This is a genomic window from Streptomyces sp. GMY02, assembly GCF_019056675.1.
In the GTDB taxonomy this organism is placed as follows: domain Bacteria; phylum Actinomycetota; class Actinomycetes; order Streptomycetales; family Streptomycetaceae; genus Streptomyces; species Streptomyces odonnellii.
In genome coordinates, this window is sequence record NZ_CP077658.1 from 6,189,206 (window position 1) to 6,215,981 (window position 26,776).

Annotated in this window: 23 protein-coding genes and 1 pseudogene; 10 read left to right on the plus strand and 14 right to left on the minus strand. The window is 70.8% G+C overall.

What is annotated here, in order from left to right; translation table 11 throughout:
• The first annotated feature begins 147 nt into the window (after positions 1 to 147).
• The gene (locus tag KQY30_RS26395; protein ID WP_217308981.1) at positions 148 to 819 is read left to right on the plus strand and encodes a DUF4230 domain-containing protein; all 672 of its coding nucleotides are present in this window, start codon (positions 148 to 150) and stop codon (positions 817 to 819) included.
• Between the two features lie 62 nt (positions 820 to 881).
• On the opposite strand, the gene KQY30_RS26400 is transcribed toward KQY30_RS26395, so the two are convergent.
• Positions 882 to 1,577, minus strand: a complete 696-nt coding sequence (locus KQY30_RS26400; RefSeq protein ID WP_217308982.1) for a TetR/AcrR family transcriptional regulator — start codon at positions 1,575 to 1,577, stop codon at positions 882 to 884.
• 52 nt (positions 1,578 to 1,629) lie between these two features.
• Here KQY30_RS26400 and KQY30_RS26405 point away from each other — a divergent pair, with 52 nt between their 5' ends.
• Positions 1,630 to 1,956 carry a hypothetical protein gene (locus KQY30_RS26405; RefSeq protein WP_254407335.1) on the plus strand — a complete coding sequence of 109 codons (327 nt, stop codon included), beginning with the start codon at positions 1,630 to 1,632 and terminating at the stop codon, positions 1,954 to 1,956.
• Positions 1,957 to 2,066: 110 nt separating this feature from the next.
• Here KQY30_RS26405 and KQY30_RS26410 read toward each other — a convergent pair whose 3' ends face one another.
• Positions 2,067 to 4,034, minus strand: coding sequence for a hypothetical protein (locus tag KQY30_RS26410; protein WP_217311337.1), 1,968 nt, complete (start codon positions 4,032 to 4,034; stop codon positions 2,067 to 2,069).
• 319 nt (positions 4,035 to 4,353) lie between these two features.
• Between KQY30_RS26410 and KQY30_RS26415 the strand changes: the two genes are divergently transcribed.
• The gene (locus KQY30_RS26415) at positions 4,354 to 4,707 is read left to right on the plus strand and encodes a hypothetical protein (RefSeq protein ID WP_254407694.1); all 354 of its coding nucleotides are present in this window, start codon (positions 4,354 to 4,356) and stop codon (positions 4,705 to 4,707) included.
• A 56-nt stretch (positions 4,708 to 4,763) separates the two neighbouring features.
• On the opposite strand, the gene KQY30_RS26420 is transcribed toward KQY30_RS26415, so the two are convergent.
• The 3 genes from KQY30_RS26420 to KQY30_RS26430 all read right to left on the minus strand — a co-directional run bounded on the left by KQY30_RS26420 (position 4,764) and on the right by KQY30_RS26430 (position 8,395).
• Positions 4,764 to 6,305, minus strand: a complete 1,542-nt coding sequence (locus tag KQY30_RS26420) for a DUF1996 domain-containing protein (protein WP_217308984.1) — start codon at positions 6,303 to 6,305, stop codon at positions 4,764 to 4,766.
• Between the two features lie 189 nt (positions 6,306 to 6,494).
• Entirely contained in the window at positions 6,495 to 7,148 is a 654-nt protein-coding gene (locus KQY30_RS26425) for a response regulator transcription factor (protein ID WP_217308985.1), read from the minus strand.
• On the minus strand, positions 7,133 to 8,395 hold the full coding sequence (locus KQY30_RS26430; RefSeq protein ID WP_217308986.1) for a sensor domain-containing protein: 1,263 nt from the start codon (positions 8,393 to 8,395) through the stop codon (positions 7,133 to 7,135). Before KQY30_RS26430 ends, KQY30_RS26425 begins: the two co-directional genes overlap by 16 nt.
• A 253-nt stretch (positions 8,396 to 8,648) precedes the next feature.
• Between KQY30_RS26430 and KQY30_RS26435 the strand changes: the two are divergent.
• Both KQY30_RS26435 and KQY30_RS26440 read left to right on the plus strand, forming a co-directional pair.
• Positions 8,649 to 10,836 (plus strand): annotated as a pseudogene (locus KQY30_RS26435) (MMPL family transporter).
• Positions 10,837 to 11,099: 263 nt separating this feature from the next.
• Positions 11,100 to 11,561: a DUF4259 domain-containing protein gene (locus KQY30_RS26440; RefSeq protein WP_217308987.1), complete on the plus strand. Its 462-nt coding sequence runs from the start codon at positions 11,100 to 11,102 to the stop codon at positions 11,559 to 11,561.
• A 157-nt stretch (positions 11,562 to 11,718) separates the two neighbouring features.
• On the opposite strand, the gene KQY30_RS26445 is transcribed toward KQY30_RS26440, so the two are convergent.
• On the minus strand, positions 11,719 to 12,705 hold the full coding sequence (locus KQY30_RS26445) for an SDR family oxidoreductase (RefSeq protein WP_217308988.1): 987 nt from the start codon (positions 12,703 to 12,705) through the stop codon (positions 11,719 to 11,721).
• A 130-nt stretch (positions 12,706 to 12,835) separates the two neighbouring features.
• Between KQY30_RS26445 and KQY30_RS26450 the strand changes: the two genes are divergently transcribed.
• Together KQY30_RS26450 and KQY30_RS26455 are read left to right on the plus strand one after the other, a co-directional pair.
• The gene (locus tag KQY30_RS26450) at positions 12,836 to 13,639 is read left to right on the plus strand and encodes a hypothetical protein (RefSeq protein WP_217308989.1); all 804 of its coding nucleotides are present in this window, start codon (positions 12,836 to 12,838) and stop codon (positions 13,637 to 13,639) included.
• 56 nt (positions 13,640 to 13,695) lie between these two features.
• A complete protein-coding gene (locus KQY30_RS26455; RefSeq protein ID WP_217308990.1) occupies positions 13,696 to 15,216 on the plus strand; it encodes a PepSY domain-containing protein in 1,521 nt (506 codons plus the stop codon).
• Between the two features lie 115 nt (positions 15,217 to 15,331).
• On the opposite strand, the gene KQY30_RS26460 is transcribed toward KQY30_RS26455, so the two are convergent.
• Together KQY30_RS26460 and glnII are read right to left on the minus strand one after the other, a co-directional pair.
• Complete coding sequence (locus tag KQY30_RS26460; RefSeq protein ID WP_217308991.1) at positions 15,332 to 16,012, minus strand: winged helix-turn-helix domain-containing protein; 681 nt, start codon at positions 16,010 to 16,012, stop codon at positions 15,332 to 15,334.
• Between the two features lie 512 nt (positions 16,013 to 16,524).
• Positions 16,525 to 17,544: a glutamine synthetase gene (glnII, locus tag KQY30_RS26465; protein WP_217308992.1), complete on the minus strand. Its 1,020-nt coding sequence runs from the start codon at positions 17,542 to 17,544 to the stop codon at positions 16,525 to 16,527.
• A gap of 414 nt (positions 17,545 to 17,958) precedes the next feature.
• Here glnII and KQY30_RS26470 point away from each other — a divergent pair, with 414 nt between their 5' ends.
• Positions 17,959 to 18,873 carry a Gfo/Idh/MocA family protein gene (locus tag KQY30_RS26470; RefSeq protein ID WP_217308993.1) on the plus strand — a complete coding sequence of 305 codons (915 nt, stop codon included), beginning with the start codon at positions 17,959 to 17,961 and terminating at the stop codon, positions 18,871 to 18,873.
• A 55-nt stretch (positions 18,874 to 18,928) separates the two neighbouring features.
• Here KQY30_RS26470 and KQY30_RS26475 read toward each other — a convergent pair whose 3' ends face one another.
• Positions 18,929 to 19,651, minus strand: a complete 723-nt coding sequence (locus tag KQY30_RS26475; RefSeq protein ID WP_217308994.1) for a septal ring lytic transglycosylase RlpA family protein — start codon at positions 19,649 to 19,651, stop codon at positions 18,929 to 18,931.
• A gap of 239 nt (positions 19,652 to 19,890) precedes the next feature.
• Here KQY30_RS26475 and KQY30_RS26480 point away from each other — a divergent pair, with 239 nt between their 5' ends.
• Complete coding sequence (locus KQY30_RS26480; protein ID WP_046501478.1) at positions 19,891 to 20,166, plus strand: hypothetical protein; 276 nt, start codon at positions 19,891 to 19,893, stop codon at positions 20,164 to 20,166.
• Between the two features lie 231 nt (positions 20,167 to 20,397).
• Here the strand turns inward: KQY30_RS26480 and KQY30_RS26485 are convergent, their stop codons facing one another.
• The 3 genes from KQY30_RS26485 to glnA form a co-directional block, all read right to left on the minus strand.
• On the minus strand, positions 20,398 to 22,143 hold the full coding sequence (locus KQY30_RS26485; protein ID WP_217308995.1) for an SMI1/KNR4 family protein: 1,746 nt from the start codon (positions 22,141 to 22,143) through the stop codon (positions 20,398 to 20,400).
• 214 nt (positions 22,144 to 22,357) lie between these two features.
• The gene (locus KQY30_RS26490) at positions 22,358 to 23,242 is read right to left on the minus strand and encodes a prohibitin family protein (protein WP_217308996.1); all 885 of its coding nucleotides are present in this window, start codon (positions 23,240 to 23,242) and stop codon (positions 22,358 to 22,360) included.
• 278 nt (positions 23,243 to 23,520) lie between these two features.
• The gene (glnA, locus tag KQY30_RS26495) at positions 23,521 to 24,930 is read right to left on the minus strand and encodes a type I glutamate--ammonia ligase (RefSeq protein WP_217308997.1); all 1,410 of its coding nucleotides are present in this window, start codon (positions 24,928 to 24,930) and stop codon (positions 23,521 to 23,523) included.
• A 267-nt stretch (positions 24,931 to 25,197) separates the two neighbouring features.
• On the opposite strand from glnA, the gene KQY30_RS26500 reads away from it, so the two are divergent.
• Positions 25,198 to 25,665, plus strand: coding sequence for an RDD family protein (locus KQY30_RS26500; protein WP_217308998.1), 468 nt, complete (start codon positions 25,198 to 25,200; stop codon positions 25,663 to 25,665).
• Positions 25,666 to 25,766: 101 nt separating this feature from the next.
• On the opposite strand, the gene KQY30_RS26505 is transcribed toward KQY30_RS26500, so the two are convergent.
• Complete coding sequence (locus KQY30_RS26505; RefSeq protein ID WP_046501468.1) at positions 25,767 to 26,465, minus strand: DUF4191 domain-containing protein; 699 nt, start codon at positions 26,463 to 26,465, stop codon at positions 25,767 to 25,769.
• A gap of 9 nt (positions 26,466 to 26,474) precedes the next feature.
• Positions 26,475 to 26,690 carry a hypothetical protein gene (locus KQY30_RS26510; RefSeq protein WP_217311338.1) on the minus strand — a complete coding sequence of 72 codons (216 nt, stop codon included), beginning with the start codon at positions 26,688 to 26,690 and terminating at the stop codon, positions 26,475 to 26,477.
• Positions 26,691 to 26,776: the final 86 nt, after the last annotated feature.

The window sequence follows — 26,776 nt, forward strand, 5'->3', positions numbered from 1 at the left end:
GAGGGGCGGCGGGCGCCGATGAGGGGGCGGCGGGTGCCGAACCGGCCGGAGCGGGGCGGAGCGCGCCGGACCGAGGCGGACCCGGGACAGGGGAAAGCCGAGGCGCGCGGCGGGTGTGAACCGGTCCGTGCGGGACATCGGTCAGGTATGACGTCCACCGACGTGAAAGACGCGACACCGAGGGCGCCCCGGCGGTCCCGGTGGACCAGGATCCCGCTCACCCTGGCCGCCGTGGCCGCGCTCCTCTTCCTCGGCAGCCGGATCGACCTGCTGCCCGGAATCGGCGATCTCTTCGGCGAGGAGACCCATGACCGGACGGGACCGACCCTGCTCGAATCAATTCAGGATCTCGACCGGTACGAAGCGGCTTCCGGCAATTTCCAGGTCGTCGTCGATCTGGAGAAGGACGCCAAATACCTGCCGGACGCGCTCCGCGGCACCCGGACCCTCTATGTGGGCGCGGGGACCGTCGGCGCGTATGTCGACTTCGGGTCCCTCGGCGCCGAGAGCGTACGTACGAACGAGGAGCGCACCTCCGCGACGATCCGGCTGCCGCACGCCCGGCTCGGCAAGCCCGCGCTGGACCCGGAGCGTTCGTACGCCGTGTCCAAACAGCGCGGGCTGCTCGACCGGCTCGGGGATCTCTTCTCCGACAACCCGGCCGACGAGCGTGCGGTGAACCGGCTGGCGGCGCAGCACATCGCGGACGCGGCGAAGGAGAGCGAACTCACCGGGCGCGCGGAGGAGAACACCACGGGGATGCTCCAGGGGCTGCTCCGCTCCCTGGGGTTCACGGAGGTCACGGTGGTCTATGCCTGAGACCGTGAGATCCGGGCCCGGGTCTCAGCCTGAGGTCTGTGCGTGGGATCCAGACCTGACATCTACGCCTGACCGCTGAGCTTCGCGAGCCGGCCGACGAGATCGCCGAAAGGCCCGTCGGCCGGCTCGTCGGCGACGATACGGAGCAGGATCGCCGCCATCTCGTCGTCGTACGCGGCGCTCACCGCGGCCAGTGCGGCGAAGTCGTGCACGAGCTGCAACTCCAGCTCGGCGCGGGGGACACGCCGCCCGTCCAGCCAGATCAGCGCGGTCGTCTCGGCCAGCGACACCCAGGACCGTACGACCAGCTCCAGGCGCGCCGGCGGGCGGCCGACGCCGAGATGGGCCACGATCTGCTCGTACGCGGCCTGCCGTACCTCGTCGACCATCGCGGTCGTGGTGGACGAACCCACGGCGGGGCCGCCGCGCATCAGGGCGGAGAAGCCGGGGCCGTGCTCCTCGACGAAGTCGAAGAACCGCCCCATGACCCGGAGCAGCCGCGCCCCGAGCGGGCCTTCGCGCGGCTCCACGAACCGGTCGGCCAGATCGTCGGCGGCGCGGCGTAGGGCGGCCTCGTACAGGCTCTGCTTGCCGGGGAAGTAGTGGTAGACGAGGGGGCGGGAGATACCGGCGGCAGCCGCGATCTCGTCGATCGACACGTCTTCCGGCGACCGGTGGCTGAACAGCTCCAGCGCCACGCCGATGAGCTGCTGCTTCCGCTCCTCGACGCCCATCCTGCGGCGCACTACGGTCGTCATATGAACAGCCTAACCGGCGGATCTGCGGGGATGTCCGTTACGCTCCCGGTCCATGAGCGCATCTGACCAGGACGAGGCCGTGGACACCCCGACACCGGACCAGGCCCCGGACCCCGAGCGCGAGGGTCTGACTCCCCGTCAGGCCCGCCTCACCGGAATCGCCCTGGCCGCGACTCTGCTCGCGGGACTGGCGGTCCTGCTCCTGATCCGCCTGGCGCAGCGGCAGTCGGTGCTGGTGGTGGGGGTGTACGGGCTGGCGATGATCCTGTGCGGCATAGTCATAGAACTGAACCGGCACGGCCGGACGAGGCTGGGGGGCTGGCTGCTGGCGGTGGGCCTTGCGTCGGCGCTCGGAGCGGACTGGCTACTACTGCCCTGACGGAGCTGCACTGTCCTCAATCGCCGGACGGGCTGGATTCGGCCCGCCGCTGCGGCATCTCCAGCCCGTCCGGCGTTTGAGGACGAACCGGCCGCCGGGCGGGACCGGCGCTAGCGCAACCCGCGCACCCGCTCGCCCTCCTCGTTCCGGCCCGACAGATTCGCCCGCGCGCCCTCCTCCGCGCGTACCGCCAGCACCCGTCCCCGCGCCTCGCCCCGTACCCCGCCCGACAGCTCCAGCGACGTCACCTTCTCGCTGCCCGCCGCCAGGACGTACCAGTGGCCCGCGCGGGATTTCCACAGGACGCCCGCCAGGACCTGCGGGGAGCGGACGCCGCACGCCGGGGAGTCCTCCGCGCGGGCGGCGACCGCCGTCGGGGCCGACTCATGTCGCGAGGGGGCCTGGAACTGGGCCAGGACGCGGCTGCCCGTACCCCGCCAGGTTTCCGCGCGGGTGCACAGCCACCGTGCCGTGCCGTTGGACTCGGGCAGGGTCTGCCGCGCGAACTCCCAGGAGTTCACCGAGCGCACCCCGTGCGACCGTACCGCCGGCAGCAGGCAGGCCGTCCGTGCCCAGGCCGCCCGGTCGCCCGCCCCGGAGACGTCCCTCGGCGACGACGGCGGTCCGGACGTCAGCCTCGCGGGGACCAGCTCGCCGAGATCGGTGAGCAGCCGGTCCGTACCGCCATCGCCACCACTGTCACCGTCAGCGCCGCCCGCACTTTCGGTCCGTACCTCCAGCGCGTCCCACGACGCGCAGTCCCGCGCCATCGCCGGACTCACCAGCGGCCCGGTCACCCCGTCCGCGCCGCGCGGCAGCGGACGCGTCGCCCCCGCGGGCGCGAGCAGATCGCGTACGGACACCTTCCGCACCCACGGCGCCGTCAGATAGCGCACATTGGTGTCCGAGCGGCCGACGACCACCGCCGCCGAACCCGTCCCGTCCGCCCCGTCGACCCGTGCGAAGTCGAGCGCGACGGCCGCGTCGTCGCCCGCGCCGGACGGCGGCTCCGCGTACCGCACCACCCGCAGCCCGTCGTGGAAGAGCACCACCCGCGCCCCGTCCACCCGCCCCGCGTACAGCAACTGCGGCGGCCCCATCGGCGGCCCCGGTGGGGTGGTGGGCGTGGCCGTGACCCGTACCGCCGCGCCGGGCCGCGCCCACACCGCGAGCGCCCGGCGCAGCAGCCCCCGGTCCCCGGTCAGCGCCCCGCGCACGGGCCAGACCGAGAAGTCCGTACGGGCGGAGGTCTGCCACACGCCGGGCACGACCCGCCGTACCCGCCCCGGATCGAGCGCCGCCTCGGCGGCGGGATTCCGGGCGTACGACGGCGCCGCCGCGCCGTCCGGACCCCACCCGCCGTCCGGCAGGACGACCAGCGCGGAGCCCACGAGCACCGCCGCGACAGCGGCCAGCCCGGCCCTTACCCGCTGGCGGCGGCGCATCAGATCCGTCGGCCTGGCCTGGAGCGAGCAGGGGTCGAACTCCGGCGAGCCCAGCAGTTCGGCCGCGTCCGCCCCGCCGATCGTCCCCACACCGGCCGCCTCCTCCACCGCACCGGCCGGGGCCGGCGCGCCCGCGGCGCCCAGCACCCGCCGTACCTCGGTGTCCGGCAGCCGCTCAAGACCGCGCAGTACGAATGCCGCGCGCCCCGCGCAGGAGAGGGCGGACAGCCGCTGGTCCAGGGCGAGTTCATCCGCACCGCCCGAGCGCGGGAACAGCCGCAGACCCCACACCCGGGGCAGCGGCGGCGGCAGTTGGGCCCGGCGGGGCAGGGCGAACCGGCGTACCGGACGCCCGGCTTCCAGCGCCTGGCTCAGCACCCGCCCGCGTACGTACGCGTAACCCGGGTCCTCCGCGGGCCCGTTCGTACGGCGCGGCGCCGGAATCCCCGACGCGTCGGCCGAGTCGCGGCGGCGCGGCAGCGACCGCTGCACCAGCGCGTGTGCGGTGAGCACCCGCCGGTTGCGGCCGAGCGCGGGCGGCAGGACCAGATAGGCGATCCGCACCAGGCGTGGATAGTGCTCGACGAGGGCCGCCTCGGCCTGTTCGACGCCGATGGGGGCGGCGGGAGGCACAGGAGAGGTCGCGGAGGCGGTGACGGCTTTGTCCTGGGGCACGTTCAGCAGAACGAGCGATACGTCGGATGGTCACCACATCACGCAGAGCTCCGCGTCCCGTACGCCCCGCTCGCGCAGTGCGCCGGATCCCGTCCATCCCGCCATTCCCGCCCGCACCGTGGGCCCCAAGGGGCACCATGGCCCCATGCGCAAGGAACGATCCCGAGTGGTACTCGCGGCCCTGGCCCTCCCCCTGACCCTCGCTCTGGCCCTGACGGCCGGCTGCGGCGCGGGCGGCGGCGCCGACCACGACGCGAACGACAACAAGGCCCCCGAGATGCCGAAAACGGCGACCGGGAGCCTCGAACAGCTTGCCTCGCAAGCCGAGTGCGAGCCCAATATCCAGACCGACGCCGCCGAACTGCGCCAGGCCAACTGCACGACGGGCGACGGAAAGTATGTGCTCGCCACCTTCGCCACCGACCGCGGCCAGCGCGAGTGGATCAACGAGGCCAAGGACTACGGCGGTTCGTATCTCGTCGGCAGGAGGTGGGTCGCCGTCGGTGACGCGAAGGTGGTCGCGGCGCTGCGCGGCCGGCTCGGCGGGACCGTGGAGACCGGCTCGTCACACCACTCCGGGGGAAGTGGCACGGGGGAGAACGAGGGTCACTCGGGTCACCACATGAGCTGACCGCGCAGCGCGCGTGGGGGGTGGAAAGTGGAGCGGGGGAGCGGCGGGCAGGTGCCTCAGCGGCACCTGCGCCCGCTGTTGATGCAGTTCACCACCTTGTTCATCAGGTTCTCGTCGAAGACATTGATGAAGTCACCGTGGTCGGTGACGGGCTTGTGGAGCTGCTCCGGGAAGGAGTCCAGCGCGAACCCGGGCCCCGGCGGCACGTCGTACACGATCCGCTGCTGGAGCTGCGGAATCGCCCGGAATCCGTTCTGGCAGCGGCCGTTCTCGTCGGCGAACGCCACATGCGTACGGTGGTTGGCGCTGTCGCTGTTCTGACCGTCCCAGCAGCTCTGGAACTTGAAGGTACGGACGACCTGGCTGCCTTCAGGGCAGATCGGGTATTTGTCCTTGAGCTGGCGGTCCTCGAATCCGGTGCAGCTCCAGGACGCATTCGCGTTGGCATTGCCATTGACGAATGCCTTCGCGTCACCGGTGATGATCCGCAGGAACCGCGGCATCGCGGTGACCCTGGACACCGGGCTGCCGGCGAATTTCAGGGTGACCTGCGTCGGAGTCTGGATCTCTCCGACATTGCCTTCCTTGCCGCCGCCGTCCACATTGGCGTCGTCCTCGGCCTGTCCGTTCTGGAGGCGCAGGACCGGCCAGTAGTACGTCGACTTGTCACCCTGATTCCGGCAACTGGTCTCCGCCGCGGCAAGGGAGTCGTCGGTCGCGAAGGCGTCATTGGCCTGATTGCCGACGTAATCGTGCATATGGTGGGCGCCATTGGTCACACCGGGCGCGACAATGACATTGTCCGAATTGAACTTTCCAGCCTCATTGCGACCGCAATCGGTGGTGAAGGTGCCCTTCGAGCCGCCGCGGCGCTGCCGGGGCTGGTTCACATTCGGCTGGACGGTCGTGATGTCGACGAAGTCGGACGCCTCGGGGCCGTTGCCGGCCTGGCCGCCACCGCCCTGACCGCCGTCCTGTCCATCGCCCTGGCCGCCGTCCTGCCCGTCACCCTGACCGCCGTCCTGGCCCGGATCCTGGCTGGGATCCTGCCCGGGGTCCTGGCTCTGGCCGCCGTCCTGGCCGCCGCCGTTGTCCGTGCCGTCGCCGGTGCCCTCGCCGCTGCCACTGTCGTCGGCACGCAGGGTGCAGGGCGCCAGCGCCTCCAGGCCCTGCGGCCGCTCGCCGACGCGGTCGATCGCGTTCGCGATGCGCTCCAGCGAAGCCAGCCGCTTGTTCTTCAGCGGATTGAGAATGGCATTCTCGGCGAGTGCCGGGTCCTGCTCGATCTGTTCCTTCTGATCGGCGAACTTCCGGTACGCCTGGGTGATCTGGCTGTCGATCCTGGCCAGCTCACGGTCGACCTGCCAGCGTGCTCCTCTCGGCACGTCCGTCAGTTCGTTCGCCACATCCGGACAGTCGATGGTCGACATGGCCTGTCCGGCATTCTCGCTCTGCGGCGGACGCTGGTGGGACCTGCCCTCACCCGCGGATGCGTAGACATTCACCGCTACCAGCCCACCCCCACCCAGGAGCAAGGCGGCCGAGGCGGCGATCGCCCGGTTCGCCAGTGTGGAGCGTTTTCTCGATGTGCGTCCCATGGAACTCCTCAAGCTTCGTTTGCCGGTTACAGGGAAATCTCGGCAGGGGGAGAAGCGAAGCGCTCCGTTCCATACGGACCTCATTCGCGGCGTGTTCAACCGCCGCGTGAATTCATAGAAATCTCCATCAACAAACCGGGTGGATATGCCTCATTGGGGACGATGCCCTCACGTCGGCCTGACTCGCCGTCATCTGCCGCCGCGGTCCAGATATGCGAGCACCGCCAGCACCCGCCGGTTGTCGTCGTCCGACACCGGCAGCCCCAGCTTCCCGAAGATGTTGGAGGTGTGCTTGGCCACCGCCCGCTCCGTGATGACGAGTTGGGCGGCGATGGCGGTGTTGGAGCGGCCCTGTGCCATCAGCTCCATCACCTCCCGCTCACGCGGCGTCAGACCGCCCATCGGCTCGTCCTTGGCGCGCCGGGAGAGCAACTGCGAGATGACCTGGGGATCCATCGCCGTACCGCCCGCCGCGACCCTCCGTACCGCGTCGATGAACTGGTCCGCGTCGAACACCCGGTCCTTGAGCAGATAGCCCACCCCGCCCCTGCCGTCCGCCAGCAGCTCCCGCGCGTACAACTGCTCCACATGCTGGGACAGTACGAGCACGGGCAGGCCCGGCCTGGCGCGCCGCGCGGCGAGTGCGCACTGGAGGCCCTCGTCCGTGTGGGACGGGGGCAGCCGGACATCGACGACCGCCACATCCGGCTCCAGCTCCGCGAGCGCCGTGGTCAGTTCGGGCCCGCTCTCCACCGCCGCCAGGATCTCGAAGCCGTACGCCTCCAGCATCCTGACCAGACCGTCGCGCAGCAGGAAGAGATCTTCGGCTAGGACAACTCGCAAGGGATCTCCATGGTCACCATGGTGGGACCGCCCGCGGGACTGCTGACGGCCAGGACGCCGTCGAATGTACCGAGCCGACGCTCCAGACCGCTCAGCCCCGAGCCCTTCCCCGTCTCCGCGCCCCCGCCCCCGTTGTCGGTGACCGCGATACGCAGCATCCCCTCCCCGTACGAGACATCGACCCAGATCCGGTCGGCGCCCGAATGCTTGACCGCGTTGGTCAGGGTCTCGCTCACCGCGAAGTACGCCGCCGACTCGACCGGCGCCGCCGCGCGCCCCGGCAGCTCCACATTCACCTCGGTCTCCACCGGCAGCCGCAGCGCCAGCGCCTTCACGGCGTCCCCGAGCCCGCGCTCGGCCAGTACCGGCGGATGGATGCCCCGTACGAGATCACGCAGCTCGGTGAGCGCCTCCGCGGAGGACTGACGGGCCTTGCCTATCAGCTCCTTGGCCCGCGCCGGGTCCCGCTCGATCAGCGCCTCGATGGTCCCCAGGTCCATCCCCATCGCGACCAGCCTGGCCTGCGCGCCGTCGTGCAGATCGCGCTCTATTCGGCGCAGCTCGGCCGCCGAGGTGTCGACCGCGTCGTGCCGGGACTCGGTGAGCTGCTCGATCCGCAGACTCAGTTCCCGGTCATGACCGGGCGCGAGCAGCGGCCTGGCGAGGGCGAAGTGGAGCCGCAGCAGATCGGGGCTGAAGCGCAGGCCGACGGCGAGCACCGCCAGCCCCAGCGCGGCGGCGGCGAACCCGGTCGCCTGGCTGTCGACCGGCACGAACCCGTACCAGTACGGATCGTCCCTGAACACCCGCCACAGCCCCGCGGCCAGCACGAATCCCTCCAGGGGATAGACGGTCAGTGCAAAGGCCAGCAGGGCGACGACGGAGCCCACGGTCATATCGATCAGCAGCCACTGGAGATCGCGCCAGGTCGCCGGGTCCTTGAGCAGCAGGGTGCAGCGCTCGACCTGGCCGGTGACACCGCCGCGGACATCGGGCGGGAACGGCCGGTACGGAACGGCGATCCGTATGTCCGACCAGGTGGCGGCCCAGAGCCGGCGCTGATTGGCATGGCTCCTGACCAGCATCAGCAGCGCGGGCGTGGTGAAGACCCCTATGCCCAGCGGGATGAGCGTGATGGAGACCACGGCCAGCACGAAGAGGGTGACCGACCCGGCGAGCGCGACGACCGCCAGCGCCAGCCCCCGGAAGGCCGCCGTCAGCGACGCTCGGATCTTCGATCTGTCCATGGGAACTCTCCTTGCCCTTGTGACCGGCTTCGAGTCTGACCGGTCGCGGCGGGCCGGGGCATCCGGGCGGCCCCCCGATCCGTGGTGTTGCCAGCACCACCCCCGATCAGGGGTTTCGACGGCTGGGGTTGACGGCCCCGGATTTCTAGCGTCGTAGACGACTTTTCCACAGGCCTCATCCGCCCTTCCCCGCTTGCTCGCATAATTTTGGAGACGAAACGCCGTGAAACAGAATCTCGCCGCCCGTATCGGTGTGTGGAGTGCACACCATCGCAAGACGGCCGTTATCGGCTGGCTGCTGTTCGTCGTCCTGGCCGCTGCCCTCGGTGGCGCGTCGGGCCTGGTTGAAATGTCCGATTCGGAAAATGGTGCCGGCGATTCCGCGAAGGCGGAGAAGATCCTCGACGAGGCCGGTATCGACGATCCGGCCGGGGAACTGGTCATGGTCAGCAGCCGGACCGCCGGCGGCTGGCGTACGGCCGCCGGCGACCTGACCGAGGCCGTACGGGGGACGGGCGAGACGGGCCCGATCGCGCCGCCGCTCGCCTCCCGGGACGGTAAGGACGCACTGATCCGCTTCGAGATGAAGGGGGACTCCAAGACCGCGCCGGACCGGGTGCAGCCGGTGCTCGACGCCGTACGGGACACCGGGGACGCCCACCGGGACGTACGGATCTACCAGTTCGGGGAGGCCAGTTCGGGCAAGTGGCTGAACGATCTGCTGGCCGACGACTTCCGGCGGGCCGAGTTCACCGCCGTACCGCTGGCGCTCGGCATCCTGCTGGTCGCCTTCGGCGCGGTGGTGGCCGCGCTGCTGCCGGTCGGGCTCGCGCTCACCGCGTGCATGGCGGCCTTCGGGCTGCTGTCGCTCGCCAGCCACCAGCTCCATCTCTTCCAGACGACCTATTCGGTGATGTTCCTGATGGGGCTGGCCGTCGGTGTCGACTACTGCCTGTTCTATCTGCGGCGCGAGCGCGACGAGCGGGCCGCCGGGCGGGACGCCGAGACCGCGCTGCGGATCGCGGCGGCCACCAGCGGGCGGGCCGTCCTGGTCTCCGGGGTGACGGTCATGGTCGCGATGGCCGGGATGTTCCTGTCCGGGCTGATGCTCTTCAAGGGCTTCGCCCTGGCCACGATCATGGTCGTCTTCATCGCGATGCTCGGGTCCGTGACCGTGCTGCCCGCGCTGCTGGCCTGGCTCGGCGACCGTATCGACGCGGGGCGGGTGCCGTTCCTGAACCGGCGCAAGAAGAAGGGCGCGCACGAGAGCGGTGCGCTGGCGGGGGGCGCTGCTGGGGCCCGTACTGGCCAGGCCGAAGCTGTTCGCGGTGGCGTCCGTCGCGGTGCTGGTGGCGCTGGCGGCACCGGCGCTCGGGATGAAGACGGAGTCGCTGGGGATGGAGAAGCAGTTCGGCTCGGAGGCGTCGCTGACCGTCGCGTACCGGAACATCACTGAGGCGTTCCCGGGCGGTCCGGCCCCGGCGCGGGTGGTCGTGAAGGCGGACGACATCGGGTCGGACGGGATACGGAAGGCTCTCGCGGAGTTCGAGGGAACGGGGTCGGGGCCGGGCGGTGCGGCTTCGGTGACGGTGCACGCGGAGCGGAATGTGGCCGAGATCGAAGTCCCGCTGCCGGGCAACGGCAGTGACGAGCGCTCGAAGGCCGCCCTGTCCGAACTGCGTGACAAGCGGCTGCCCGCCGCGTTCGCCGGCACCGGCGCCGAGGTCCATGTGACCGGTGATCTCGCCGGGTCCGTCGACTTCAACGATCAGCTCAAGCGCGGCATCGTCCCGGTCTTCGCCTTCATCACCGCCGTGACGTTCCTGCTCATGCTGTTCTGCTTCCGCTCATACGTCATCGCCCTCACCTCGATCCTGCTCAATCTGCTGTCCGTGGTGGCCGCGTACGGCGTGATGGTCGCGGTCTTCCAGCACGGCTGGGGCGCGGACCTGCTCGGTACGGAGAAGGTCGGCGCGATCGAGAGCTGGATGCCGCTGTTCGTGCTGGTGGTGCTGTTCGGGCTGTCGATGGACTACCACGTCTTCGTGGTCTCCCGGATCAGGGAGGCCCGCGACCGCGGCCTGGACACCCCGTCCGCGATCCGCCAGGGCATCCGGCGCACGGCGGGCGCGGTGACCGGCGCCGCGGCCATCATGGTCGCCGTCTTCGCGGTCTTCGGGACGCTGTCCATGCAGGACATGCAGCAGATGGGCGTGGGCCTGGCGGTGGCGGTACTGCTGGACGCGACACTCGTACGGATGGTCCTGCTGCCCTCGGTGATGGCGCTGCTGGGGGAGCGGAACTGGCGTACGCCGAAGGGGCTGGGATGGCTGCCGGAGCTGGAGCACGGCGACGTGGCCGACGACACGGAGGGAACCGGCGGGGGAGCCGGGCCGTCGCCACTGGGCGCGCGGCACGCGGCGCCGGTGCGGACGCGCTGACCGCGGGCCGGTCCCGGCCGTGTCCCGGGCCGGTCCTGGCCGTGTTCCGGGCCGGTCCCGGCCGTGTTCCGGCCTCGGCTCCGGTCCCGGCAATCGGCTCCTGTACCGGCTTCGGCCCCGGTTCCGGTCTCGGTCCCCGTCCCGGCTCGGTCCCGGTCGTTGGGGACGGGCGTGGGGTGGGGCGAGGCCGGGACCGGGGTCGATTGTCAGTGGTGCCTGGCACGATCTCCGTAACGGGATGAAGAACGACCAGGGGGCAGACCATGGGCACATGGGACACCGGCCACTTCGACAATGACACCGCGGCGGACTTTGCCGCGGACCTCGACGACGCGACCGAGGCGGGCCGTACGGACCTGGTGCGCGCGGCGCTTCTTCGCGTGATCGAGACGCGGGACTATCTGGACAGCGACGAAGGGGCGTCGGCCGTCGCGGCGGCCGCGCTCGTCGCCGAGCAGTGCCCGGGCGGACCGCCCGTGGAAACGGTGTACGGCCCGGACGAGCCCCTGCCCCGCTTCCCCGCCGATCTGCGCCTTCTGGCCCTCCGTGCCCTGGACCGCGTGATGGCTGACGAGTCCGAACTACGCGATCTCTGGCTCGAAGCGGACGGCGACGACGGCGAGTGGCACGCCGGGATAGCGCGGCTGAGGACGACCCTGACGGCGGCGATATCCACAGGGACGTCCACGGAGATGTCCACACCCCGGCCGGACGGACTCCCGTAACCCGCACCCCCGCCCACCCGCCGTACCTACTGGCGGTCACGGCACCGGCAAGCCCGTCCGGCGGCCAAGGACACCCCGGCCGCCGGACGGACCCGCCGGACGGACCCGCCGGACGGACCCGGCGAAACCGCCCCGGCATACCGGATAGCCGCGCGGATCAGTCCGCCAGCAGCTTCGCCTCCTGCTCGGGGGACAGACCCACCGGCAGCCGGTCAGGACGCTGCGGTGCCTCGCCGCCGACCGAGGTCAGCCAGGACCAGGTGTCCGCCACTGTCTCGGCCACCGGCCGGCACCGCAGCCCCGAGGCCAGCGCCTTGGAGACATCGCCACGGTGCAGCATGTCGTGGAGTTCGCCCGGCGGCAGCCAGATCGGCAGGTCGGTCCAGGGCTGGATCCCCGCCGCGAGGATCGGTTCCGGCGCCGTCCAGCACAGTTCGGCGTCGGAGCCGGTCACCCGTACACAGGCGTCCAGCAGTTCGCCCATCGTGGTGTGCCCGGCGGGGCTCACCAGGTTGTACGGGCCGCCCAGGCCCTGCCGTACCGCGTCCAGGGTCCATTCGGCGAGATCGCGCACGTCGATGTACTGGAGCGGGTTGTCGCGGGGGCCCGGGGCGAGGACCGGGCCGCCCCTGGCGATCCGGCCCAGCCACCAGGGCAGCCGGCCGATGTTCTCGTGAGGGCCGAGGATCAGACCGGCGCGGACCAGCACCGCCCGGTCGCCGAAGACCGCCTCGGCGGCGAGTTCACCGCCGCGCTTGTCCTTGGCGTAGTCGGTCTGCCCGGCCTCCGGGGACGCGCCCGTCACCACCGGGCCGTCCTCGTCCAGTCCGGCCGGGGTGGGCTGTTCGTACACCGAGCGGCTGGAGATGTACACGTACCGGCCCACGCGGTCCGCCAGCAGCCGGGCCGCCGCGAGCACCACGGACGGGGCTGCCGACCAGGTGTCGACGACCGCGTCCCACTCGCCCTCGGCGAGCGCGGCCAGACCGTCGGGGGCAGTGCGGTCGCCGAGCAGGGTGACCGTCCCCGCCGGTGCCTTATGACGGCCGCGATGGAAGACCGTCACCTGCCAGTCCCGGGCGAGCGCCGCCTCCGCGACCGCGCGCCCGACGAATTCCGTACCACCGAGGATCAGGAGTCTCATGGCACCGACCATGCCCGTGAACGGGCGACGAGAACAGAGAAATTCGCGGTCAGGGAAATTCGCCGTCAGGAGAATCATGTGCCTCTGGGATCTGCCGCGCGGCCCCACGGGATGGCAGCATGAGCGGACCATGACAGATGCCCGGTCGCCCTTGCGCGCCTTGCGGGCCGCGGCCTTCGCGGCGGTATGCGTGACACTCGCGGCGCTGGGGCATTCCTTTGCATCCGGTGCGCATGGCGCCTCCGGCATGTCCGGCACCTCCGGGCATGACATTCCGCCCGGGGCGCTGTGGGCGGCGTTCGGGGTGACCGCGGGTCTGGCCTGGCTCGCGGGCGGCCGACGGCGCGGGGCCGTTTCGATCGGCGCGGCCCTGCTCACCGTCCAGGGCGTCCTGCACCTGCTGTTCGCCGGGGCCCTGCCGTACGGACCGTCCGCGCATGGACCGGGGCCGCGCCCCGGCGGTGTCACGAACATGACCACCGGCTCGGGCATGAGCCCCTCCGGCATGGGCGCCTCCCGCATGAGTCCCTCCGGCATGGGTGCCGGAATGACCATGAGCGGCGCGGACACCGGCGCCTATGGGCGGGTCGGCGTACTCGACGCCCTCACCGACGTCTCCGCCGGCATGCTCGCCGCGCATCTCGTCGCCGGCGCTCTGTGCGCGCTCTGGCTGGCCCGGGGCGAGGCCGCGCTCTTCCGGGTCGTACACGCCGTCGGAGCCCTGGCCTTCTCACCGCTCCGGCTGCTGCTCACCGCCGTACGGCTGCCCACCGTACCCCGGCTGATACGCCCGCGCCCCGGAGCCTCCACGGCACACCGCGCCCATGGCGTCGTCCTGGCGCACACGCTGTCGCGGCGTGGCCCGCCCCCGTTCCGTACCGCTCGTACCACGGCCCCTGGAGCCGCTGTCAGCACCGCCACCATCCCTGTCTGAGGTCGGCGGCGGCCGGGGCCGGTTCCCCCATGCCAACGCCAACACCTAGGACAGTCATGGCCATTGACGATCCCGTACAGGGCGCCGCCGCGCAGGACTCCGACGTACAGACACAGACCGAGCGGCAGACGCAGACCGAGACCGAGACCGAAAGCGCGGCCGCGTCCGCGGCGGGCACGCCCTCCGCCTGGAGTGCCCTGCGGCCCCTGGTGCTCCGGCTCCACTTCTACGCGGGCCTGCTGATAGCACCGCTCCTGCTGATCGCCGCCACCAGCGGGTTCCTCTACGCGCTCTCGTTCCAGGCGGAGAAAGTGATCTACCGCCACGAACTGTGGGCACCGGTCGGCGACCGTATGTACCCGCTCGCCGATCAGATCAAGGCCGCCAAGGCCGCCCGCCCCGACGGCACCGTCACGTCCGTGCGTCTCCCCTCCGAAGAGGGCGCCACCACCCGGGTTCTGATGACCGTGCCGGGCCTCGGAGAGAGCAAGTCGCTCGCCGTCTTCGTCGATCCGTACACCGCGGAGATACGGGGAGAGCTGACCAGCTACGGCAGTTCGGGCGCCCTGCCGCTGCGTACCTGGCTCTCCGAGCTGCACCGCCATCTCCACCTGGGCGAACCCGGCCGTATCTACAGCGAGCTCGCAGCGAGCTGGCTGTGGGTCGTCACCCTCGGCGGAGTACTGCTCTGGACCGCGCGCAGACGCTCCTCGAAGCGCGCGCTGCTGGTGCCCGAGCGCGAGGCCACCGGCCGGCGCCGGACGCTCTCGCTGCACGGTTCTGCCGGGCTCTGGGCCGCGACCGGTCTGGTACTGCTCTCCGCCACCGGTCTGACCTGGTCCACGTACGCGGGCGAGAACATCGGCGCGGTCCAGGACCAGCTCGGCGGCGCCACCCCGGCCGTCTCCGCCGCCCTCCGACCCGGCTCGGGCACGGCGGGCGGCGGCGGTCACGAGGGCCACGAGGGCATGGAGGACATGCCCGGAATGGCGGGCCCGGACATCGGCGTCGATCTGGCGGTCGTCGCCGCACGCCAGGCCGGTCTCGACGGGCCGATCGCGGTGACCCTGCCGAAGGAGGGCACCGGCTATGTGATCGCGCAGACCGACACCCAGTTCCCGGTCAGGCTGGACTCGGTCGCCGTCGATCCCGCCAACGGCCTGATCATCGACGAACTGCGGTTCGCCGACTACCCCCTGCTCGCCAAGCTCACCCGCTTCGGGATCGACGCCCACATGGGGCTCTTCCTCGGGGTGGTCAATCAGCTCGCGCTCGCGGCTCTCGCCCTCACACTGATTCTGATCATTGTCTGGGGCTACCGGATGTGGTGGCAGCGCAGGCCCACCAAGGCGAGCGCGCTGACCATGGGCCGGGCGATACCGCGTGGCGCCTGGCGCAAGGTGCCGCTCACGGTCCTGCTGCCGCTGGCGGCGGTGACGGCGCTGATCGGCTGGTTCGTTCCGCTGCTGGGCATCAGCCTGCTGGTGTTCCTGGTGCTGGACGGCGCGCTGGGCCTGCGGTCCCGCATACGTACGGGAAGTACTGATACCCGTACCGGAACCCGTACCGGGACATAACGTACGGACGCGGTGCCGTACCACTGCACCGCCGTACCGTCATGTCGCCGTACGCATGAAGCCCCGCCGTTCCGGGTCCGGGAAGTCCGGTCCGGCCGGCGGGGCCCATGCCCGCTCAGGGCGTGTACTTGTAGCCGACGCGCCGTACGGTCTGGATGGTGTGCCGGTACTCGGCGCCCAGCTTGCGGCGCAGCCGTGCCACATGCACATCGACGGTCCGGCCGTCGCCCACATGCCCGTAGCCCCACACCGTGGTCACCAACTGGTCGCGGGTGTGCACCCGGTGGGGATGCGCCACCAGGTGGGCGAGCAGTTCGAATTCGAGATAGGTGAGATCGAGCGTCTTCCCGTCCACGACGGCGATGCGCTGGGCGCTGTCGATCCGTACCGGACCGCCGTCTCCGGCCCGCGCGCCGAAGCCGTCGGCCGTGGTGTCACCGGGCCCGGGCCCGTCCCCCGGCTCGGCGCCCGGCGCCGCGGGGTCCGTGCCGGCGGGACGGTACGGAGCCGAGGCGGCCAGCACCGCGGCCTGCTGATCGGCCGGTACGAGGACGAGATAGCCGATCATCGGCGGCTGGCCGGGCAGCGCCGGCAGGGTGTGCTGCGGCGCGGGCAGCCAGGTCGCTCCCGGCGGCAGGAAGTCCACGACCTGTCCTCCGGCGGGGACAGCGGCGGGGCGGGCGGCCGGAGCGGTCTCGTCACGGTCGACGGCCCGCAGCCGGTGACGGCCGGGGGCGGCGGGTTTCTGGTTGAGTGCGGCGGCGGACGCGGCGGAGAGGGAACGGGAGTTCGCCATGAGGGGTCAGCTCTTTCGCGCGAAGGAGTCGTCGAGTCGACAGGACGGACGGGACGTACGTCATGCGCGGCGGCCGAAGGCCTCGAAGGAGGTTTTAGAGGGCCGACGCGTTCCTCGCGCGGCAACACACCCGGTCGAAGTCGTGATGCTGCCGGGACGGCCAGAACGGCTCCAGGTCGCTGGGACCTGACGCGGGGTGCTGGTGGCTGGCCATGCGTCCATTGAAGCAGATAGCGGTGCGCCGCAGCAGGGCACTTTCCGCTGTCCGTACGCTCCGGCGGCGTGACAGTCAGCACAGGGCCCCACAGGCACGGCGCTCGGGAGCGGCGTGCTTCCGGAGGCGAACGTGACGGTCGGCACAGGGCGGCGGGGAAGCACGGCGAGGGAGCGCGGCGGGGGAGCACGGCGAGGGAGCGCGGCGGGGAGGCGCGACGGGGGAGCGCGGCGGAGGGGGCGGCCACCGTGCGGCGGCCGCCCCCTCCGGGAGCTGCGGGCGGAGCGGACCGGTCCGGTCAGACCTGGCCGGCCTTCTCCAGGGCCGAGCAGCAGGTGTCGACGATCAGCCGCGTCACCACATACGGGTCGACGTTGGCGTTCGGACGGCGGTCCTCGATGTAGCCCTTGCCGTCCTGCTCGACCTGCCACGGGATACGGACCGAGGCGCCGCGGTTGGACACGCCGTAGCTGTACTCGTTCCACGGGGCGGTCTCGTGCAGACCGGTCAGGCGGTCGTCGATGCCCGCGCCGTAGTTCTTGACGTGGTCGAGCGGCTTGGAGCCCTCGCCCAGCGACTCGCACGCGGTGATGATCGCGTCGTATCCCTCGCGCATCGCCTTGGTGGAGAAGTTGGTGTGCGCGCCGGCGCCGTTCCAGTCGCCCTTCACGGGCTTGGGGTCGAGTGTGGCGGAGACGTTGAAGTCCTCGGCGGTGCGGTAGAGCAGCCAGCGCGCGATCCAGAGCTGGTCCGCCACGTCCAGCGGCGCGAGCGGGCCGACCTGGAACTCCCATTGGCCGGGCATGACCTCGGCGTTGATGCCGGAGATGCCCAGGCCTGCCTTGAGGCAGTTGTCCAGGTGTGCTTCGACGATCTGGCGGCCGAAGATCTCGTCGGCGCCGACACCGCAGTAGTAGCCGCCCTGCGCGGCGGGGAAGCCGCCGACGGGGAAGCCCAGCGGACGCGAGCCCTCGAAGAACGTGTACTCCTGCTCGATGCCGAAGATCGGCTCCTGGCCCGCGAACTTCACCGCGACCTCGGTGAGCGCCGCACGGGTGTTGGACTCGTGCGGAGTCATGTCGATGTTCAGGACCTCGCACATGACCAGGACGTTGTCCCCGCCGCGGATCGGGTCCGGGCACGAGAAGACCGGCTTCAGCACACGGTCGGAGGCGTGACCCTCGGCCTGGTTGGTGCTCGACCCGTCGAAGCCCCAGATGGGCAGCTCGGCGCCGTCCGTCAGGATCTTGGTCTTCGAGCGCAGCTTCGCGGTCGGCTCGGTGCCGTCGATCCAGATGTACTCAGCCTTGAAGGTCACGGGCCTCATCCTTTGCGGGTGCAGCAGTTTGAGTGCGGCAAGAGTTTGAGTGCGGCAAGTGTGTCCCGAAGCTTGGCAATCCGGGATTTCCCGGCTGTTGCCCATCCATGAACCACGTGTTACTCAGGGTTCTTTTGTTTCGCGGGCGTTGTGCGGGGAAGCGCCCGAGAGGCCTGTGGCGTCCCGGAAGCGCGCCGCAGGCATGTTCGATGCCTGGTGCCGCGCGTCGGACCACGCGTGTCGCGTCACGTCGTATACGGGGTCGAGACGAGGGGCCGCACACCTCGTACCGGCGTCGTACTGGCCTCGCACTGGCCTTGTGCCGGCCTCGTACCGGCGTCGTACTCGCCGTGTACCGGCTCCGTACCGCCCCGCGCCTCCTGTGCCGTGCGGCGACGGGGCACACTGAGCGCCATGAGCAAGCCACGTATCGGACTCCTCGGCACCGGCCCCTGGGCGGAGCGTACGCACGCCCCCGCCCTCGCCGCCCACCCCGGCATCGAATTCAGCGGCGTCTGGGGGCGCCGCCCCGAGGCCGCCGCCGCACTCGCCGCCGCCCATGACACCACCGCCCACTCCGGTGAGAGCGGCCTCGACGCCCTCTTCGCCGAGAGCGACGCCATCGCCTTCGCCCTGCCGCCGGACATCCAGGCGCCGCTCGCGGTACGGGCCGCCGCGGCCGGCTGCCATCTGCTGCTGGACAAACCGGTCGCGACGACCGTCGCCGCCGCCCGTGAGGCCGCCGACGCCGCGACGGGCGCGGGCGTCTCGTCCGTCGTCTTCTGCACCCTGCGCTTCGCCGCCGGGACCGCGGGCTGGATCGACGAGCAGGCGGCGAAGGGCGGCTGGTTCACCGCCCACGCCTACTGGATGGGCGCGCTGTACGGGCCGGGCGCGAACAGCCCGTACGCCGAATCCCCCTGGCGCCGCGAGAAGGGCGGCCTGTGGGACGTCGGCCCGCACGCGCTCTCCGCGCTGATCCCGGTGCTCGGCGAGGTCACCGGGCTGACGGCCGTACGGACCGGGCCCGACCTCACCCACCTGGTGCTCCGGCATGTGTCCGGGGCGGCCAGCACGGTGGCGCTGAGCCTGAGCGCGCCGGAGGCCGGGTCGGGGTCGAGCGTCGAACTGCGCGGCGAGAACGGTACGGCGGTGCTGCCGACCGAGTGGGGAGACCCGGTCGACTCGTTCCGCGCGGCGACCGACGCGCTGCTGGAGTCGGTCCGTACGGGGCAGCCGCACGCCTGCGACATACGGTTCGGGCTGCGGCTGACCGAGATCCTGGCGGAGGCGGAGGCCGAGGTGCAGCAGGCGGGGGCGGCGAACTAGGGACCGGAGCCCAGGGACCGGAGCCCAGGGCCTCGCCGGCAGGCGGGCTTGCCAGCTAGCCGGCGCTCTGGACGCGTTCGATCCGGGCGTTGCGTATCAGGAACTTGCCCGGCTCGCGGACCTGCTCGAACGCCGCGTCGTTCAGCAGGGCGCAGCTCCCGGAGACCGAGGTGACCTGGACCGTGGTCGACTTGTCGTTGTCGAGATTGGTCACGCGGAGCGTGGTCCCGGCCGGGAACTGATTGCTGGACGCGGCCGGGGCGCCCGCTTCGCCGGAGAGCGTGACGGTGGAACCGGCGCAGACGACCTCGCCGACGCCGTCACCTCCACCGCTTCCGGCGTTGCCCGCGCCACCGGCGCCCGCGTCTCCGTTACCCGCGTCACCGTTCCCGGCGTTCCCGGCGTCGGCGGGCGGTTCGGCGGCAGGCGGTTCGGCCGCAGGCGGTTGCTGCTCCACCGGGGCCTGCGCCGGGGGCTGCTCCGCCTGCGGCGGCCGGTTGCTCTCCCCGGCCTGGCATCCGGACGCCGTCTGCTTGCGCTTGATCTCCTCGATGACCGCGACGCGGTTGGCGATCCGCGCCTCGGACAGCGCGTCCGGCGCGGCCTTCTGCGCGGCGATGAAACTCTCGTTGTTGCCGAGGGCCGTGGCCAGCCCGTCACAGACCACCGACGCCTGGCTGGTCCCGGTCATCACCACCGCCGTACCACCCACCAGCGCGGCGGCGCCGGCGAGCAGGGCGATCTTCTTCCGGGTACTGAAGGTCTTCTTGCGGGACACGTGTGGGGGCTCCTGTCCCCGGCCGTACGGGGGCGGCCGGCTGGGTTCCGTGTTGCCGTTGGGTACGGGCGAGCCCTCCGTACCGTTCAGCCGTCACACCCGTAACTTCGGTCCGTACCCCCGCGCGGGAGCTTCCCCAGTGACCGTCAAATGCCCTCTGGCCAGGGGCGATTGTCAGTGGGGGGCGGTAAAATGGGGGTAGTTCGTGAGGGTCCAACCACCGCGCCGGGAGGTCGCCGATGGCCGTTGCCACAATCACGACGAAACTCTTCGAGATCCAGCCGACCGCGCCCACCATCGTCCGTAAACCACTGCCGGCGGGTCAGCCGCGGGAGTGGTACGAGACCCATAACCGCCGGCTCAAGGCCATGCGCCTCGCCATCGCCCTGCTCGACTCGGGGGTGTACCACCCGGCGAACGCGACCAACCGCCGGATCCGCAGCACGGCGTCCCGGATCGGGGTCCACCCGCCGTCCGACACCACCTGCCGCATGGTGCGCGCTCTGATCCGCTGAGGTGCGGCGCGAGGCACGGCGCCGATGTACGGCACTGAGGTACGGCGCCGATGTGCACGGCCCGGCTGAGTCACTGAGGTACGGCTCGGCCGGGCACGGCCGTACACCGGCTCTCCGACCCGACAGGGCCGGAGAACCGGAGCCGGATCTCATGCCGGCCGGCCCTGACGGGCCCTAACGCTGTTGCCCCGTTATGCCTTGCGCCTTTGCGGCATGGGCGCCGCGCGGGCGTCAGGCGCCGGTGAACCAGGGCTCGGTTCGTACGGTGTGGAGCCGCCCGCGCGTGAGCGCGAACCGGGGCAGGGACACCCCGTACTCGTCCGTGATGGCGGCGAGCGCCTCGTACTCGTCGTCGGGGTCGAGCGCGAAGTCCTCCGGGTCGGGGAAGAGTTCCTCGGGGTCGAGGGATTCGGGAAGCGTGCCCCACTCCTCGATCTCCCCGTCGTGCACGGTGAATCCGTACTCGCGCCGCCCGTCCTCCGCGTACGAGAAGTGGAACGTGCCCGCCTCCTCCTCCGCCTCGCTGCCCCGCTCCACCCACACCGTGATGGACGCGGTGCCCCGGGACGCCTTCTCGCCGAGCCCGCCCGCCGGGAAGGACTCCTGGAGGGACTGGAGCGCGGACTCCTCCAGGGGCCCCGCGAAATCGGTGTCACGGCGGCTTTCGAACACGAAGCTCCACCCGCTGTCGCCGCCGCAGGAACCGATACGGGCGGCGTCCCCCGCCTCCCGCTCATCGGCCGGCGCCGACAACGGCCCTTCCTGGCCCGTGCCTTGCCCGACACGTACGGCCAGCTCCTCCGGCGATATGCCCTCGACGAGGACGAACCGGTAGGAGCCGCCCTGCTCCCCGTCGTCGGCGAGCCAGCCGAGCCCGTCGCCATCCGACGCGAACACTTCGCCGCTCGACACGACTCCTTCCTCGCGCTGCTCCCCACGGGGCGTTTCGAGGATGTACCGGCCGCGCTCCGGTGTGATCACCGGCCCGAGGAACGGATCGGCGAGCAGACCGACGGGGGCTATGTGCTCACTGCTGTTGGGCTCCCAGTCGGCCACGGCGTCCGCGATCGTCTCCCAGGCGGCGTCCGTATCACCCCACCGTGCGTGCTCGCGCGCGGTCGCGACGGCCTTGCCGAAGGTGCCGGAGGGCTCGTACCGGTACGTACGCGCGCCACCCTCGCCCTCCGCGCCACCCTCGCCCTCCGCGCCACCCTCGCCCTCCGCGCCGAACCCGGCCTCCGTGCCGCTTTCGGCCCCCGTGTCGCTTTCGGCCCCGCGCGGATCGAGCCGCTCCAGTGCGGCCAGCGGCCCCAACTCCCGTACGTCCAGCGGACCGCCGTCCAGCATCGCCTCCACCTGGAGCCGCAGCCCATGGGCACGGCTCCGGCCGTGGGCGTCCGCCTCTATGAAGAGGTCGAGCCGGCCGTCGATGTCGTCCCCGGCGAGGCAGCCCGTACGTGCCTCCTCGACATCGGCGTCAAGTTCGCGGGTGGTGGCGTTCGTGAAACCGGGGGAGTCCGCGTGCGCGCGGTGGAACTCCCTGAACAGCTCCTGCATCAGGTCCAGGAACGATTCGTACCGCTCCTCGGAACCGCCGTCGGCCCGGCTCCGGTCCAGATACGCGGCCCACTCCCCGTCGGCATCCACATCACCGGGATCGAGCAGCACATCGATGTCCGCCCCCGTGACGGCCAACTGAAGCCGCGCGCCCGGCTCCGCGTCCTCGTCCCCGTACCACCGGACCCCCTCCACAGCCCCGACCACCCCGACCTCGGTCCCGGCAGCGCGCCACCCGTCGGTGACCGCGAGGAACGACCGGTAGGTCAGTGGCAACCCGACTCCGAGCCGCTCCTCCACCTCCCGTATCCGCTGCTCGTCCACCCCCGCGAACCCCGGCCACGGCTCACTCCCCCCGACCAGGTCCTCCCAGTCAGCACTCCACCGCTCAAGAAAGGGCCGCCAGTTGTAGATCTTCATGCCCCCATCGTGCCAGCGCCCACTGACAACCGACACCCGCCGAAGCACCGATACACCAGAACGCCACCCCGCGGTCGGCGAGGCGGCGTTCGGAGGTGGCGTTCACCGGACAACTCGGGCAGCGGCCGGCGGCACGCTCGCGGTACGGCGTCGGTGCCCGCGGGCGCGGCCGGCCGATGTACACGTGCCGTCGGGGCCGACGCCGATCCGCGTGTCAGTTCCGCGTACCGTCCACGATGACCGGCGTACCGTCCGACCCCGAACCGCACGGCACCGCGTACACGGGGTTGGCCTTGGCGGCTTCCTTGAAGGCGTCGATGCACTGGTTCCGCAGGACCCGGTCGGTGAGCGACCGCTCCAGGATCCCGTTGGCCCTGGCGATGCCCTCGGCCTCGATACGCCTGCGCTCCGACTCGGCCTTCGCGGTACGCGCCGCCTCGACCGCACGCTCGGTGGCCTGCTCCTGCTGGAGCTTCTTGTCTATCTGCTGCTGAAGCTGGTCGGACGGCCGCACATTGCGCAGATTGACATTGGTGACATCGATGCCCCGGGGCTTCAGCCGCTCCTTGATCTGCGCCTCGATCTCGGCGGCTATGGTCTGCCGCCCGGAGGCATAGCCCTCCTCGCTCTTGTGCTTGGCGAACACATTCCGGATGATCTCCCGGCTGTCCGGCAGCACCAGCCGCTCCTGTATCGCGTCCTGACTACCCGCCAGCCGGTACAGCTCCACGGCGTTGGCCGGGGTCACCGCCCACTTGACGGTGACATCCGCGTACAGCACCCCGCCCTGCGACGAGCGGACCTCGACCACGTCCTTGTCGTTGAGATTGAGGTCCACGGGCCGCGTGGAGAAGCTTGTCACCTCGGTGAACGGCGTCTTGAGATGCATCCCGGACGTCAGCGGCGCCCCGATCTTCCCGAAGAGCACGGGCACCCCGACCTCGTACGCGCTCACCACATACACACAACTGACAACCCCGAACCCCACCCCCGCCACCCCGGCCAGCGCGGCCCAGACCTTCAGCCCACCAGCCCGGCTCCGCCCCACCACACCCAGCACGACGGCCGTGACGATGAGCAATATGGCCAGCACAAACATCGAAGGGTCCTCCCCCGTCAACACAACCCCCACGGCAACCCCGCAGGCCGGCGCATCCTAGCCAGCCAACCACCCCCACCACGCGACCACCTGCCATACAACCCTCAACAACCCCGTCACAACCCGTGCCACGTCACACCACCCCGCGCGCCGACCTCCGACGCCCGCCGGCGAGCAGCAGAGGAGCACAGGAGCACACGAAGAAGGCCGCCGACCGCGCCCTGACGGCGACGGTCGACGGCCTGATATCTCGGGGAAGCGCCCCGCGCTGCTTCGGCCTAGATGTCGAAGTACAGCTCGAACTCGTGCGGGTGCGGGCGGAGCTGGATGGGGGCGATTTCCTTTGTGCGCTTGAAGTCGATCCAGGTTTCGATCAGGTCCGAGGTGAAGACGCCGCCGGCCTGGAGGTATTCGTTGTCGGCTTCCAGGGCGTCGAGGACGGCCGGGAGGGAGGTGGGGACCTGGGGGACGCCGGCGTGCTCTTCCGGGGCCAGTTCGTAGAGGTCCTTGTCGATCGGCTCGGCCGGCTCGATCTTGTTCTTGATGCCGTCCAGGCCCGCGAGGAGGAGGGCCGAGAAGGCGAGGTACGGGTTCGAGGACGGGTCCGGGGCGCGGAATTCGACGCGCTTGGCCTTCGGGTTCGAGCCGGTGATCGGGATGCGCATCGCCGCGGAGCGGTTGCGCTGGGAGTAGACCAGGTTGACCGGGGCCTCGAAGCCGGGGACCAGGCGGTGGTACGAGTTCACCGTCGGGTTGGTGAAGGCCAGCAGCGACGGGGCGTGCTTGAGGATGCCGCCGATGTAGTAGCGGGCGGTGTCGGAGAGGCCCGCGTAGCCCTGCTCGTCGTAGAAGAGCGGGCTGCCGCCCTGCCACAGGGACTGGTGGACGTGCATACCGGAGCCGTTGTCACCGAAGATCGGCTTGGGCATGAAGGTCGCGGTCTTGCCGTTGCGCCAGGCGACGTTCTTCACGATGTACTTGAAGAGCATCAGGTCGTCGGCGGCGGCGAGCAGCGTGTTGAACTTGTAGTTGATCTCCGCCTGGCCGGCGGTGCCCACCTCGTGGTGCTGGCGCTCGACCTGGATGCCGGACGCCGCCAGCTCCAGGGAGATCTCGGCCCGCAGATCGGCGAAGTGGTCGACCGGCGGTGCCGGGAAGTAGCCGCCCTTGTAGCGGACCTTGTAGCCGCGGTTGTCCTCGATCGCTCCGGTGTTCCAGGCGCCGGCCTCGGAGTCGATGTGGTAGAAGCCCTCGTTCGCCGTGGTGTTGAAACGCACGCTGTCGAAGACGTAGAACTCGGCCTCCGGGCCGAAGTACGCGGTGTCCGCGATGCCGGTCGAGGCGAGGTAGGCCTCCGCCTTCTTGGCGATGTTGCGCGGGTCGCGGCTGTACTGCTCGCCCGTGATCGGGTCGTGGATGAAGAAGTTGATGTTCAGCGTCTTGTCGCGGCGGAACGAGTCGACCCGGGCGGTCGACAGGTCCGCGCGCAGCGCCATGTCCGACTCGTGGATGGCCTGGAAGCCACGGATCGACGAGCCGTCGAAGGCCAGCTCGTCGGCGGGGTCGAACGCCTTCGCCGGGATCGTGAAGTGCTGCATCACGCCAGGCAGATCGCAGAAGCGGACGTCCACGAACTTGACGTCCTCGTCCGCGATGAACTTCTTGGCCTCGTCGGCGTTCTGGAACATCCAGCTCCTCCTCCTCCCGTCCCGGGGTGGGGCGGGGGTTGTCGCTCGGTCGTGCGGCCAGTGCGGTGGCACACGCTGAAGCCGACCATAGGTATCCGGCATTTCTCAAGCGTGACCCATTTGTTTCGGTGAAGTTAACCGGGCCGAGTGCGCGCCGGGGCGCACGCTGCCCGCACACCGCCCGCGTACCCCCTCCGTATGCCCCCGTCACAACCCGTCCGTACCCCCGTTCCCGGGGCTCCGGGACCCCCGCAGTACCGTGGTCGGGTGGACAACAGGCAAGCAATCGGATCCTGGCTCTCCGGGCCCCGCGCGGCCGCCGAGGACATGGGAGTCGACTTCGGCTACCGCGGCGAACGGCTCGGCCTGCCCGAGCACGGCCCCGGTTCCGTCGCGCCCCTCGGCCGCCGCTTCGGGGCCATCTTCGCCGACTGGGCGCTGTGCGTACTGATCGCATACGGGTTGCTCGCCGGCCGTGACTGGCAGGCAGCGGGCAACTGGGCCCTCGGTGTCCTGCTCGCGCTCAGCCTGCTCACCGTCGGTACGGTCGGCTTCACCCCCGGCAAGCGCCTCTTCGGCCTCCGGGTCGTCGCCGAGGAGGGCGGCCGGGCCGGCATCGTCCGTGTCCTCGTCCGCAGCGTCCTGCTCTGCCTCGCCATCCCCGCCCTGATCTGGGACCGCGACGGACGCGGACTCCACGACCGCCTTTCCCGTACCGTCCAGGTGCGGATCTAGCGGATCCAGTAGAAGCATCCAGTAGAAGCAAGGGCAACAAGCAAGAAAAGAGGAGGGCGGCCGCTCACCGCGGCCGCCCTCCTTCATGTCTCTACCGTCGGCTAGCGCATCTTCCCGCCCCGCGGCATCCGCATGCCCTTCGGCATCGGCCCCTTCGGCAGCGGCATATTGCTCATCAGGTCGCCCATCGCGCGCAGCCGGTCGTTGGCCGCCGTCACCTGCGGGCCCGCCAGTACGCGCGGCAGCTTCAGCATCGTCGTACGGATCTTCTTCAGCGGCACCTGGCCCTCGCCGTCGCCGACGATGATGTCGTGCACCGGCACATCGATCACGATGCGCTGCATCCGCTTCTTCTCGGCCGCCAGCAGGCTCTTCACCCGGTTCGGGTTGCCCTCGCCCACCAGCACGATGCCCGCCTTGCCGACGGCCCGGTGGACGACGTCCTGGTTACGGTTCATCGCCACCGCCGGGGTGGTCGTCCAGCCCCGGCCCACGTTCTCCAGAACCGCGGCCGCGGCGCCCGGCTGGCCCTCCATCTGTCCGAAGGCCGCCTTCTCGGCACGGCGGCCGAAGACGATCGCCATCGCGAGGAACGCCAGGATGAAGCCCAGGATGCCCAGATAGATGGGATGGTTGATCAAGAAGCCGACCGCGAGGAAGACACCGAAGGTGACGATTCCCACACCCGCGACGACAAGACCGACCTTCGAGTCGGCCCGCCGGGTCATCTTGTAGGTAAGGGCAATCTGCTTCAGTCGCCCCGGGTTCGCAGCAGTGTCTGCGCTTTCCTTCCTCGCCATGCGAGAAGTTTACGTGGCGCGGGAAGTGGCCTTCGACACGGCCTCCATTACGTGCTGGGCCTCGACCCGGTCCTTGGCCCTGCGGCGGTCCTCCAGCACGGCCGTCCAGGCGTTGCGGCGGGCCGTGCGCTGGCCTCCGCTCAGGAGGAGGTACTCCACGGCGCGCAGCGCGCCGGCGACGGAGGGGCGGACCGGGGCGGTCCTGGCGGCCATGGCCCGGGCCATCACGGTGCGCGCCGGGGCGGACCGGGCGGTGGACGCCCTGGCTTTGGTGACGGGTCGTACCGGCGCGTCCTGCATGATGTCGATCC